At 36.3% G+C, this 13,341-nt stretch carries 13 protein-coding genes; 10 read left to right on the top strand and 3 right to left on the bottom strand.

The genetic code is table 11. The annotated features are described in order from the left end of the window. The first annotated feature begins 62 nt into the window (after positions 1-62). The 9 genes from BR43_RS09660 (at position 63) to BR43_RS09620 (ending at position 9,968) form a co-directional block, all read left to right on the top strand. Positions 63-458, top strand: a complete 396-nt coding sequence (locus tag BR43_RS09660) for an Lrp/AsnC family transcriptional regulator (RefSeq protein ID WP_034561511.1) — start codon at positions 63-65, stop codon at positions 456-458. Between the two features lie 119 nt (positions 459-577). Further along, positions 578-1,222 carry a hypothetical protein gene (locus BR43_RS09655; RefSeq protein WP_051933904.1) on the top strand — a complete coding sequence of 215 codons (645 nt, stop codon included), beginning with the start codon at positions 578-580 and terminating at the stop codon, positions 1,220-1,222. Continuing rightward, positions 1,203-2,162 (top strand): nucleotidyl transferase AbiEii/AbiGii toxin family protein, encoded by a 960-nt coding sequence (locus tag BR43_RS09650; protein WP_051933903.1) that lies wholly within the window; start codon positions 1,203-1,205, stop codon positions 2,160-2,162. The genes BR43_RS09655 and BR43_RS09650 overlap by 20 nt, the downstream gene beginning before the upstream one ends. A gap of 174 nt (positions 2,163-2,336) precedes the next feature. Then, complete coding sequence (locus BR43_RS09645) at positions 2,337-3,029, top strand: GntR family transcriptional regulator (RefSeq protein WP_034561509.1); 693 nt, start codon at positions 2,337-2,339, stop codon at positions 3,027-3,029. A 17-nt stretch (positions 3,030-3,046) separates the two neighbouring features. After that, complete coding sequence (gene uxaC, locus BR43_RS09640; RefSeq protein ID WP_034561502.1) at positions 3,047-4,444, top strand: glucuronate isomerase; 1,398 nt, start codon at positions 3,047-3,049, stop codon at positions 4,442-4,444. Between the two features lie 18 nt (positions 4,445-4,462). After that, a complete protein-coding gene (gene uxuA / locus BR43_RS09635; protein ID WP_034561500.1) occupies positions 4,463-5,512 on the top strand; it encodes a mannonate dehydratase in 1,050 nt (349 codons plus the stop codon). 1 nt (position 5,513) lies between these two features. After that, positions 5,514-6,350, top strand: coding sequence for an SDR family oxidoreductase (locus BR43_RS09630; RefSeq protein WP_034561496.1), 837 nt, complete (start codon positions 5,514-5,516; stop codon positions 6,348-6,350). 77 nt (positions 6,351-6,427) lie between these two features. Further along, complete coding sequence (locus BR43_RS09625) at positions 6,428-8,179, top strand: ulvan lysase-like protein (protein WP_051933902.1); 1,752 nt, start codon at positions 6,428-6,430, stop codon at positions 8,177-8,179. A 7-nt stretch (positions 8,180-8,186) separates the two neighbouring features. Next, complete coding sequence (locus BR43_RS09620; RefSeq protein WP_034561495.1) at positions 8,187-9,968, top strand: hypothetical protein; 1,782 nt, start codon at positions 8,187-8,189, stop codon at positions 9,966-9,968. Between the two features lie 161 nt (positions 9,969-10,129). On the opposite strand, the gene BR43_RS09615 is transcribed toward BR43_RS09620, so the two are convergent. Together BR43_RS09615 and BR43_RS09610 are read right to left on the bottom strand one after the other, a co-directional pair. Next, complete coding sequence (locus BR43_RS09615; RefSeq protein ID WP_034561494.1) at positions 10,130-10,510, bottom strand: hypothetical protein; 381 nt, start codon at positions 10,508-10,510, stop codon at positions 10,130-10,132. Between the two features lie 6 nt (positions 10,511-10,516). Continuing rightward, positions 10,517-11,680 carry a Tle-like phospholipase domain-containing protein gene (locus BR43_RS09610; protein ID WP_051933901.1) on the bottom strand — a complete coding sequence of 388 codons (1,164 nt, stop codon included), beginning with the start codon at positions 11,678-11,680 and terminating at the stop codon, positions 10,517-10,519. A gap of 47 nt (positions 11,681-11,727) precedes the next feature. Here BR43_RS09610 and BR43_RS19135 point away from each other — a divergent pair, with 47 nt between their 5' ends. Further along, entirely contained in the window at positions 11,728-12,126 is a 399-nt protein-coding gene (locus BR43_RS19135) for a DUF1433 domain-containing protein (RefSeq protein WP_051933900.1), read from the top strand. A gap of 231 nt (positions 12,127-12,357) precedes the next feature. Here the strand turns inward: BR43_RS19135 and BR43_RS09600 are convergent, their stop codons facing one another. After that, positions 12,358-13,341, bottom strand: a complete 984-nt coding sequence (locus tag BR43_RS09600; RefSeq protein WP_034561493.1) for a LacI family DNA-binding transcriptional regulator — start codon at positions 13,339-13,341, stop codon at positions 12,358-12,360.

Genomic DNA, 13,341 nt, shown 5'->3' with positions numbered 1-13,341 from the left:
GCGTATATAATCTGTTGAAAAAGAAATTGCTGTAATGATTTCACGATGAAAGGAAGTTGAGGATGGATCAAGTAGATCAACAAATTAGTGCATTATTAAAGAGCGATTCTAAACTCACTCATAGAGAAATTGGTGAGAAAGTCCATTTAACAGGACAAGCAGTTGGGCAACGAATCACTCATTTAGTTGCTAATGGGACGATTCAAAATTATACAGTAAATATAGATTACGGATATAAGCAGTTTATTCGTCTTTCGATGACAAGCCTGTCCTTTAGTGAGATTGAACGGGCAATTAAAGAAGTGGAGCAAATCGATGAATTTTACAAAGTTTCTGGACCATCATGTTATTTTATTGTGAGTCATTTTAATCCTGTGGAGTTAACGGAATTTATTGAATTAGTATCCAAATGGGCTATTTATAGCGTTGATACGGTAGTTGGGAACCGGTTGATATAAGTAAAAGTGTAACTAAATTATAAAGAGTGTTACAATAAATGTAACGGAATTTCTTTTCAATTCAGAAAAAGCGTTACACGTTTTTTTATAACTGAGTTCACTACAAAAAGAGGGGTATTATGAAAAATAAAGTTTATGATTATATAAAACATTCTTACCTGTATGATGATCCGATTCTAACTGATGATTTATTAGAACAATTCCCTGAGATTCGTAAGGGAACGATGCGACAAATATTAAAGCGATTATGCGATGATGGAGTATTAAAAAGAGCAACACCGGGTGTGTTTTATTTTCCCAATCCTAAAAGTATTCTAAAGAGTTCGGTAGTCAGTATTTCTAACATTATTAGTGAAAAATATTTGTATAAAAATAACGAGATAATTGGATATCGAAGTGGGATTAATTTTGCTAATAAGCTAGGTTTAACGACTCAGACCGCTAGCATAGAAACGATTGTATCAAATGAAGTCTCTGATAAAAAACGAATAGTGAGAATAAATAACACTAAAATCATTGTTGTGGCGCCTAGAGTAAAAGTCACTGCTTTTAATTATAAATTATTGCAAGTGCTAGACTTACTGTATAATTTTGAACAGTATAGTGAATCCAATGAATATGAGGCAAAAAGATACCTGATTAGATATCTTGAAGATTTAGAGATAGCGGCTGACTATATGGAGCACTGTGTATCGAAGTATCCTCTATCAACTCAAGTCAAATTCTATAAGTTAGGAGTATATCATGAAATTACACGAGGATAGTGAAAGTTTCAAGGAAATAATTACTGGGGCAGCAAATGAGATAGGTTTAACGGAATTTCAAGTAGAGAAAGATTATTTTGTTTCGTTGTTATTAGAGAGAATTGCAAAAATTGAGGATGTCTCAGTTGTTTTTAAAGGTGGGACATCCTTGTCTAAATGCTACAGCATCATTGACCGATTTTCAGAAGATATTGATATTGCGATACAATTTCCCAATGAAAAAGCAGGAAAAGGTTTACGCAAACGATTGAAATATGGCATAAAAGCAGCAATTGAGGAGCTAGGATTTGAATTTTTGAATGAGGCAGCAGTAGAGGCGAATAAAGATTTCAATATGTATGAAGTTAGCTATCCACAGCAATTCGGTACGGAAAAGCACATGGTACCCCATATAATTGTTGAGACGATCGTTGTTTATCAACCTTACCCATGCGAAAATCGAGAAGTTAGCAATTATGTAACAAAATTTTTAGAGGCAGATCCTGATTATCAGAATATTATTGAAAAATTTGAATTACAACCTTTTGAGATGGCTATCCAAACAATCGATCGAACGTTTATTGATAAATTATTTGCCATTTGCGACTATCATTTAAATGGAAAATACAACAGGTATTCAAGGCACATTTACGATATTCATAAAATTTGGAAAAGTACTTATTTAAAAAATGAACAACTAGCCGTACTTACTGAGCGAGTAATTGAACAGCGACAACTACTAGGAAGCAATACAATTTCATGTAGAAAAGGTCAAGAACCTAATCTAATTTTACAAGAAATAATTGATCAAGCTGTTTATGAGAAAGATTATAATGAAGTGACTCAATTCTTTATTTATAATCCAGTTTCTTATGCAGAGTGTATTACTAGCTTGCAGAAAATCGTAAACGATAAAATGTTACCAGATGTTATTAAGGATTATAGTGGGGAAGTGTTGTAACGAATTTTCTAATACAAATAGAAAAAGCGTTACAAAGTGATGAAAAAAGAGTTGGCTTAAAAAGAGAATCTTGCATACAAGATTCTCTTTTTTTTTATTTTTTTTAACTTTAAATCGACTTTTTATTGAATTTTATTAACAAAAGAATTATGATGTATACAAGAAGGTGAAAAAATGAAAGTGTTGGAGTCGTTAAATAGTGAGAGTGCTCGTCAATATGCGTATCGAGTGTTGAGATCAAATATTATGAATTTAACTTTAATTCCAGGGCAAGGAATATCGGAACCGGAGCTTGCTGAGGAATTAAAGATTAGTCGGACTCCTGTTAGGGAGGCGCTGATTTTGTTGGAACAAGAAGCCTTAGTTGTGATTCAGCCGAAAAGAAAAACAATTGTCTCAAAAATTGATATGAAAAAAGTACAAAATGCTATTTTTGTGCGAGCAACTTTGGAACAAGAAATTTTAAGAATGGTTGTGCAAACTCCTAATCAACAATTAGTTACCGAGATGAGCCAACTAGTTGAACTGCAAAAATTGGTTTTAAATGCTGGCGATAATTTATCAGCATTTTATGCATTAGACAATCAATTTCATTTGCTTATTTATGAAGCTGTTGAAAAAGAAGCGGTTTGGTCAATGATTGAAGGCTTAAGCACGCATTATAATCGTTTTAGACAGTTAAATGCGATTGAAAATATTTCATTAAGTGATGTTTTCAAGCAACATAGAGAGTTAATTGATTTGATTCAGCGTCAAGATGCATCAGGAATTGAAACGTTTATTAACGGGCATATTAAAGACGTTTCTCATCATTTTAATGAAGTTTATCAAAAACACTCAGATTATTTTGTTGCCATCAATGAATAAGAGAAGGAGCGTTGCGGATGTTTATTACAGATGATTTTTTGTTGACGAATGATTTGAGCCGAAAACTTTATCACGAAACAGCAGCAGAGTTACCGATTTTTGACTATCACTGCCATCTTGATCCACAGTTAATTGCTGAAAATTATCGCTTTCTGAATATTGTGGATTTATGGTTAAGTGGGGATCACTATAAATGGCGAGCAATGAGAGCCAACGGTGTACCTGAAAGACTGATTACAGGAGATGCGGCACCTTTAGAGAAGTTTCAAGCTTGGGCGGAAACGATTGAGAACGCTATCGGAAATCCTTTGTATCACTGGGTGCATTTGGAATTAAAACGTTATTTTGGTATAACGGAGCTATTGACTGCTGAGAATGCAGCGATGATTTATGAGCAATGTAATGTTTATCTGAAAAATAATCAGGTAACAACACAATCATTAATTTCTGATTCAAATGTGGCTTATGTTGGCACAACGGATGATTTGCTTAGTTCTTTAGAGGATCATCAACAAATTAAAGTGTCAGATTTTCCAGTAGAAGTCGCACCATCCTTTAGACCGGATTCGGCTTTGAATCTACACTTAGGGTTTGCTGACTTTATCGCCCGGGCGAATCAATTAGCAACGACTGATTTACTGGATTATTTTAAATTTAAGCGCTTTCTATTCGAGCGGATTAGTTATTTTAATCAACGTGGTTGCTTTGTAGCGGATCATGGTCTCGGGAAAGTGATGTATCAACCGGTGGCAGATGAAGAAATGGCAGCTCTCTACCAAAAAGGGCTTGCAGGTGACTCAATTGATGAACAGGAATTAGGGAGATGGCAAGGTCAGTTATTGCATGAAATGGCAGTTCAATACCATGACTATGACTGGGTTATGCAAATTCATTTTGGTGTTTTACGTAATACGAATACACGCTTATTGCAGTCTATTGGCACAGATGTTGGTACAGATACTATTCGAGATCAGGATAATATCGCCCTCGAGTTAAATCGCTTTTTAGATAGCCTGGATGTGAAAAACAAGTTACCGAAGACAATTCTATATAATTTAAATCCAATGATTCATGATGTTGTCGCTTGTACGGTAGCGAATTTTCAAGGAAATGAAGAAGGCATTAAAAGCAAGATTCAATTTGGTGCCGGTTGGTGGTTTAACGATACAGAAAAGGGAATGCGCTTACAAATAGAAACGTTGGCAAATCAAGGTTTGTTAATGCATTTTGTTGGGATGTTAACCGATTCAAGAAGCTTTATTTCGTATACAAGGCACGATTATTTCCGCCGGATTTTATGCGAGTATATTAGTGAAGAAGTTGCTAAAAATCATTATCCAGATGAATTGCCTTTGCTTCAAAAGTTAGTGAAGAATTGCTGTTATGACAACGCAATTAGTTATTTTAAAAAATAAGAAGAGGATGTGTTTAGAATGCAAATGAGTTTTCGTTGGTATGGTCAAGATGACCAAGTTTCGTTGGATTACATTCGCCAGATTCCAGGTATGAAAGGGATTGTCTCGGCTATTTATGATATTCCGGTTGGTGAAGTTTGGCCGCTAGAAAAGATTTTGTCGCTAAAGGCTAGTGTTGAGGATGCAGGGTTAGAGCTGACGGTGATTGAAAGTGTACCGGTTCACGAAGATATCAAGCTAGGCAAGCCGAGCCGCGATAAATATATTGCGAATTATCAGCAGACATTGCGTCATCTTGGTGAAGCGGGTATCGCGACAGTTTGTTATAATTTTATGCCAGTATTTGACTGGACGAGATCGGATTTAGCCTATCCTTTAGCAGATGGTTCAAATGCCTTAATGTTTGACGCAGAGCAAATTGCTAAGATGGATCCGTTAACAGGTGATTTAAGCTTGCCCGGTTGGGATGCGAGTTATACAAAGGAATCGCTAGCAGATTTATTTGCCGAATACGAATCAGTGGACGAAGAGAAATTATGGGAAAATCTGACTTATTTTATTCAGGCAATCATACCGGTAGCGGAAAAAGCAAATGTGAAAATGGCGATTCATCCCGATGATCCTCCATATGCGATTTTTGGTTTGCCACGGATTATTACAAATCAGGAAAATCTAGAGCGTTTTATTAAGCTTTACGATAGTCCTTATAATGGATTAACGATGTGCTCAGGTTCTCTTGGGGCAATCCGGAGCAATGATTTTATTGCGATGCTGCAGCATTTCTTGGCAGAAAAACGAGTAAACTTTGTTCATGCTCGAAATATTAAATTAATTGATGAACGTTCATTTTGTGAAACGGCTCATTTAAGTTCTGAAGGTTCGATTGATATGTATGAAGTCATTCAGGCATTATCAGAAGCTGATTATCAAGGCGCGATTCGTCCAGATCATGGTCGGATGATTTGGGGAGAAACAGGGCGTCCAGGCTATGGGTTATATGATCGTGCGTTAGGAGCTAATTATTTATTAGGATTATGGGAAGGCATTCAAAAAGGAGGAAATCATTAAAATGACTGAGATGAATTTTAAAGATCAAGTAGTAGTTGTTACGGGAGCTGGCGGTGTTCTTTGTTCTTATTTTTGTGAAGAGTACGCTAAGGCAGGGGCAAAAGTTGCGTTGTTGGATTTGAACGAAGAACGTGTTTTAGAGGTGGCCGCTAAAATCAATCAAGCAGGTGGTACAGCCAAAGGGTATAAAACCAATGTATTAGACAAAGAGAATATTGAAGCCGTTCACCAGCAAATCTTAGTTGATTTGGGACCTTGTGATATTTTAGTAAATGGGGCTGGTGGTAATAATCCTAAGGCACAAACAGATATTGAATACCATCAAGAAACGATTCAGGAGGATGTTCGTAGTTTCTTTGATTTAGACGCTAGCGGAATCGAATTTGTTTTTAACTTGAATTTTTTAGGCACGCTCTTGCCAACGCAAGTTTTTGCGGCGGATATGGTAGCGGGAAAAGCCGGAAATATTTTGAATGTTTCTAGTATGAATGCTTTTACACCGTTGACTAAGATCCCAGCTTATTCAGGGGCGAAGGCAGCAATTAGTAATTTTACTCAGTGGTTAGCTGTTTATTTTTCAAAAATGGGGATTCGTTGTAATGCGATTGCACCAGGGTTCTTAGTTAGTAATCAAAATCGTGATTTATTATTTAGTAAAACTGGGGAACCGACTGCTCGTGCAGAAAAAATCTTGCGAAATACACCATTAGAGCGTTTTGGTGAGCCGGAAGAATTAATTGGTGGACTCTTTTTCTTAACGGATAATCAAAAAGCGAGCTTTATTACAGGGGTCGTCTTGCCGATTGATGGCGGGTTTTCTGCTTATTCAGGAGTTTAAAAAAATTGATTTTTTATTTAACGATTAATTTAAACGATTAACTAAATGGTTTAGGATAGAAACTAAAGGAGGATTATATGTATCTAGAGTTATTAAAAACATGGTGCGATCAATTAATTGAGTTGCAGTTAACGGACTATGGTCGTCTAGAATTAGATGGAGGAATGATGTGTCCGGCCTGTGGAACCATCCACGGGCGTAGTGGGGATGCGATTTACCCGTTGATGGTGTTGTATCGTCAGTCTCGAGATAGTAAGTATTTAGAAGCGGCGAAACTGCTTTTTAAGTGGTCAAAACATAACGTTATCTGCCAAGATGGAAGCACCAATAATGATTTGAAGCATACTTGGAAAGGTGTGACGATTTTCTGGGGAATTCAATTAGGAAAGGCCTTGATGTACCATGGAGAGTTGCTGGATTCAGCAACTCGTCAACAATGGGAGCAACAATTTCAAAAGAGTGTTGATTATACGATTGTTAAGATTGCAAGCTTAACCTCTAATGTGAACTATTTAATGTCGGCAGGCGCGCTACTAAGCTTAGGTGGAGGTTATTTTAATGAATCTAGTTATCGTGAAGTGGCAGCAAAATATGTCCAAGAATCTCAAAAATTTTTCACAGCTGAAGGTTTATTATTTGGCGAAGGATCACCAAAAGATGGCTTGACTAAGAAAGGTTTTCATCCAATTGATATCGGTTATAACGTAGAGGAAAGTTTAGGAAATTTGGCTTTGTATGCGTGGTTGGAAAAAGATGAAGCATTAACGAATTTCTTGAAGAAATCACTGACTTTTCATGCTAATTTTATGTTGCCAGATGGTGCTTGGGACAACAGTTGGGGCTCGCGTAATTATAAATGGACTTATTGGGGAAGTCGAACGACGGATGGCTGTCAACTGGCCTACGGATTGCTTGGCAAGGATGAGCCATTATTTCAAGAGGTGTTAAAACGCAATTTGAAATTATTAACGGAAACGACCCATAATGGGCTATTACATGGTGGACCAATGTACGCAGAGAATGGTATTCCGCCTTGTGTTCATCATACATTTTGTCACGCAAAAGGGATCGCTACGATGGTTGATTTTGATTTGGCGCAAGTTGAGCATGCAAGTGGAAAATTGCCCTTAGAAGAGGCAGATGCAATTTTACAGCCGATGGAAAGCGGGGTTTCCTTAGTGAAACATGGAGTCTGGCGTTTAACGGTGACAGAAAATGATTTTGCCTATCGACCGGAGGCATCTGCTACTGGTGGTGCGCTGACGCTGGTTCATCATGAAGTGTATGGACCATTAATTGCAGGAACGACAACCACCTATGAATTGATTGAACCGCATAATATGCAGCTACCAAAAGAACAGAACGTCCAATGCCAAACACCAAGAATTGAGCAAATACTAGGAAATGACTGTTACACGAATTTGAATGATAGAACCGCAACAGTTGAAATTATAAATCAAGAACCAATGGAAATTATAAGTAGTGGCGTGTTATGTAATCGAGACGGAGTTGCTGGCGCTATGTTCCAACAACAACTAACTGTTGGGCGAAAAAACTTAATCGTTTCACTAGAAGCTTCGGAAGAAAGTCGCTTTTATCTGCCGTTAATTGCTAGTTTAAATGCTGAAGTTCAGCACGTTTCTGATAACGAAATTCTGATTAAGCAATTAGATAAACCAACAATAAGATTAACTGCAAATCAAAAATGCCAGTTAAATCAACATCAGTTTAACCCAATCGGCGGATTTGTGGCATTACCTTTTGAAATTAGCTTAAATCCAGCCGAAAAAATAACAATTACCCTTGAATTAATCAATGAAAAGGAATGATGAGACAATGATAATCACCGGAAATAAAACCATAGATGACATAATCAAACAAGAAATTTTACCAAAGATTGGTCTGTTCTTTAATCCAGTTTATGAAAAAAAAGGTGAGTTAATATTTGATGGTGTAAAAGCCTTTAATCCTAAAAGTCAGTTTGTTGAAGGTAAATTAATTAATGCATTTAGTTATTATTTACTCAATACAGACTTTCCTAATGAACAAATAAAAATAGAAAATTTCCAGAAATTCTCACAAATTTTAGATTTTTTAGCAACACAAGATAACTATGCTACTTGGGGAATCTTAAATGCACTAATTGGATTGGAACGTTTACAGAAAGCTGATTTATTAACTGAATTGGTATCACCAGAAACATTAGCTTTATTAAAAGCTCGTCTCCATTGGCGTGATTTGGTTGATTTAAGTGACTTAAGTTTGATTGATCGTCCGACGAATTACTATGGCGTTGCTTTTGGAATTGCTCGTTATCAAGAATTATTGGGCTGGAGTGATGAAGAATATAGTCAGATTTTCTTAGATAAATTAATGAAGCATATTCGTTCGTATTCCGGTGAGTTTATGTTCATGGATGAAACGATTGGTGAAGGGCGTTTTGATCGTTATAGTATTTTAATTCCAGCAGAAATCTCGGCTTTAATTGTAGAAACTGGTTTAGAAGTTCCAGCGGATATTAAAGAGATGTTGAAAAGATCAGCGGGAATTTGTTTAGCGATTGCGAATGAAGAAGGCGATGGCATTAGCTATGGTCGAAGTATTGGACCTTATGGTGATACAGCGGTTTTAGAAGTGTTGTCAATTGCCGTGGCGTTGGAAGTGTTGACGTCAGCAGAAAAAGAATTGGCGCTTCAATATAGCCTTCGGATTATGGAAAAGTACGACAGCTTTTGGTTTGATCATGAAATGCAGTCGATCAATATGTGGGAGCATGGACGTGGAACAGACGGCTACCGTAATAAAAATCGTATTTTAGGTGAAAATATGAGTGTGCCGATGCAGATGATTAATTCTTATAATCATTTTAAACATGCAACAACACTAGCTGAACGAGAAAAACAACCATTTGCGAGTGAATTCGCTCAAATCAGCCCCATTCAAAAAAATATTTATTCTCAGCAAGAGGGTGAAAAAAGCGTTGTTATTGTTCGTTCAAGCAATCAAGTCTTTATGTTGCCGTTTATTAATGGTGGAACGCCGTACTATAATACAGCACCTTATATGAGTATTCCTATGGCGAATCGGGTCATTGAAGTCGCACCTGACTCCAAACAACCTGTTTTTTTAGCGGCACTTAAAACGAAAGAAGATACGTATTTGCCTCTTTCTAAATTTGCTGAAGTCACGGTTGAATCTACTGAAAAACAACAAGAGGTTAGCTATCAAGTAGCGGCAGTTTCAGCTACAGAGTCAGATGAGCCAGTTTTTAATGCGGCAATTTCCTTTAAGGGCAAGTATTTGTTTAAGCAAGGAGAAGTTAGAGGAGAAGGCTGTTACGAGTCGCAAGAGGGAGCGTTAACTGCTGAATTAACGCTAGCTATTCCAGTGTTTTCAAGTCAGCCAACGGTAAGAGGCAATCGGGTTCAATTTGCAGATGGTTTGATTCGACAAGTCATGTTAGAGGGCTTTGATAATATTGAGGTAGTAGCAGTTCCGATAAGTGAAGGAAAAACAGCACATGGACAGCATCAATTTGTTGTACATGGTTCTAGAAGGGTAAAAAATGAAGTTCTATGTAAGTATAGTTGGGCGCTTTTTTATCAAGAAACTAATTGAAATCCAGGAATAACAGACAAAAAATTTTAAAGTAAAATGATGATTTAAGCTTAATAAAGTGATACTATCAAAAGTTGCTAAACAAGAAGTAAGGACACCTTTCCACAGAAAAAAAGGCTTCTTTCCTCGATTATTTGATAAATAAAGAACCAGCTGGGTCTTTAAATCCAATTTGACGATTTAAATGACTGTTTGAATTTTTGGATAGCTTCTTGAGAATCCTTTAAACAATCAGTGGATTTCCTTATCTCTTCTTGTAACTCTGTTCCTGATTTACTGGAAAAAGCATCCTCTAATTTAATCTTTGCTCTAGTGACTGAATCGCTACTTTCTTGGCACCATTCCTTTGTGACGCGTTCTTTTTCACTAGAAATCGTTCGTTGAAATTCACTTTTCAGCTGCTCTCTTAACGCTTGTTTTTGATAGCCTGCTTTTGCCCAATTCAGCACATCTTCTAGCGACTGACGAACTGTAGCTGAAACATCTTCGCCTAATTGTTCTATTTCTCGTTGTACTTTTTTTAATTCGTATTCAAAATCCATTTTAGTTTACCTCCCAAATAATTGACTTATTTTTTTTTCTAACTGCTGATCTTGCGTCTTAAACAATATTGCAGCCGTTTCAATGGTGTTTTTTTGATGGGTTAATTGTCTTTTTGTTTTTTCTAAGTTATCTAGTAGTAGTTCTTTTTGTTGACGATCATAAAAATAGTAGGAACTTCCTTCACGGGATTGGGCAAACTCTTCAAAAATATCTTCTACGTCGGTACTTTTCAAATGACTAAAGCTATCTGTTCCCATTTTATCAAGATAAGTAGTATAAATTTTTTGAATTTCTCTGTCTAAATTATCGGTCACTGTTTCAATCATTTCCTGAGTAAAATAAAGATTTTGGATAGCGGAATCAAACAAAGGTAGTTGGTTTAAAATCGCTTCTGGATGAATACGTACCATAACAGAGCCGTCCCCGTTAAACATCCCTTGAAAGCTACCTCTCGTATGTCCCATTCCAACGAGATCACTGCTGGCACTTTTAGCCATATATCTAGAACCAATTATTTCTCCTAAAGGAACATATCCTACAGGGTCATTCTTATGACGATAATCACGAATCAAATCGTCATAGTTTCCCTCACGGACCGCCTTTTGTAGCTCTGGTGGTAATAGTCGATATGCACGAGCAGCAGCAAAAGTGGTCGCTTTGGAATCTGTTAGAACCGCCATATACTGGGCTAAAGAACCACCTAAGCTATGCCCTGTAAAGGAACAAGTTGTCTTATCAAATTGTGTCGAATTTAGCGTATCCCGCACAAATTTTTCATACCCTCTAAATTGGGACTCCTTTTCTGGTGTTAACAGTTTTCCATTTTTATCTTTCATATTTTGGTAATGTTCAGGTTTTTGGGCTAAACCTAACTCAACAGTATCTGTTTCAAGCCAATCTTTTAACGCTTCACCGGCATGATCCGTTTGACTCCCTCTCGAAGAAAAAATAACATCAGGATAGGTCGTAACCTTTCCTGCTTGCATCGCTTGATAATCTTTAAGCGGGACGACTGCGATTGCTTGAAGTCCACTGGGGTCATTAACAGAATTAATTGTTATCCATTGACTCCCATCTTTTATCCGTATTTTCTTGTTGATTTTCAAATTAATATCTTCATAAACTATATCGGCCAAATTAAAATTTTGTTCATCTGTCAATTGCATCATGTTGTTTCCTCCTGTATACTATAGTAAAAATTATACAGGAGTTAATAATGAAAATAAAGAAACTAAAATATAAAAAAATAGTATTACTATTTTTTGTTTTTTTATGTTTGATAGGGGTGAGAAGTATTATAAAATATACAGGAAATAAAAAACTTATTGAAGAAGAAGGTCCACTTATTGAAAAATATTTAAAATATACTTATAAAAATATAACTGATGTAAAATTTGAAACCGTTCATACTAACCCTACCGGTATCAAACATATACAGGGATTTGTTAATAAAAATCCTGAAATGGAATTTGATGCAGGGATTTATGATGAACATTTTAGTGCTGCTTTAAACTGGTTGGATGACGAAAAATCACCTGAAATCAAACCAGAATATGAACTTAAGAGCAAAACAGTCCAAGAAATAAAAAAAGAAGAAACGGAACACCAGAAATAAAAGTACCAATACGTCTCAAATATAAAAAAATTTCCGTGTTGTATCAAAATAAGTGAACTAAAAAATGAAAAATCCCAAGAAATCAACATTTTGAAAAATGGATTTCTTGGGATTTCTATTATTTTAAGACTTTTGTTCCAGTCACAAACTGCTTTTTTTAGAGCAATCTCGTTATGTTCAGAGTTGCTAGATTCATTTTTTTATTAATAAGTCGATGAAAATTCATTAAAGCTAGTCACCATAATTAATGGATAAACGTTTTTTTAAGTGAACGGGAATCCGTGTATGCTCGTACTGTTGGTGATTCACTAATCCAAAATAAGTTTTCACAACTTCTTTCGCCCAAAGACGTTTATCTAGACTGATGGTGGTTAGCCTTGGAGTCATGGTTTTTGCGTAAAAGCTATTATCAAAACCTGTAACGCTAATGTCCTTACCGACAATTAAGTTCTGCTCATAGGCTGCTTGATAGATACCAGTTGTCATAAAATCATTAAAGCAAACAAATGCATTATAATCCGTATTCGCTAGTAGCTCTCGAGCCAAATGATAGGCTTGATCTGCTTGGAAATCGCCATCATAAGTCCGAATGGTAAAATCATCACGATTGAATAGTTCTTTATAGTATTTTTCCGCATAAAGCATCCGTTCTTTGTTATTAAAAGAAGAATCTGGTCCTTTAATAAAGCAAATATTATGATGAATCGATTGCTGGATTTCTGACATAATTAAGGACATACCTAGTTCGTTATCCATACTGACGCTAGCGACCGAGTCCCCTGAGAAATCACCAGAAAGTAAGACTAATGGTTTTTTTACAGCTTTTGCTAGTTGGTCGACTTCAGTTGGCGTTAGCTGATAATTTAGAACAATACCACCATTGAAAATATTGGTTTTAATTACTTCAGGAATGTCACCGGTTAAGGCTAACAATTGATAACCTTCTTTTTCAAACTCTTCTTCGACATGCTGCATAATCGCACCGTTAAATGTGCTGGAAAAATTATTGGTTAAAGCGAAGATTAGCTTAGACTGATCGGTGCGTAATTGTTTCGCTAAAATATTCGGTGTGTAGTCTAACTCTTTGGCGATACTTAGGACCAAAAGACGTGTTTTTTGGCTGACTTTTTTAGAGCCATTTAAGGCGTAAGAAACCGTCGCTACAGAAACTCCAGCAATATCGGCTATTTGTTTGAGAGTAATCGTTTGGCTCAT

This window comes from Carnobacterium gallinarum DSM 4847 (assembly GCF_000744375.1).
In the GTDB taxonomy this organism is placed as follows: domain Bacteria; phylum Bacillota; class Bacilli; order Lactobacillales; family Carnobacteriaceae; genus Carnobacterium; species Carnobacterium gallinarum.
The sequence above is the reverse complement of the archived record's forward strand: the minus strand, read 5'-3'. Positions and strand labels throughout refer to the sequence as shown.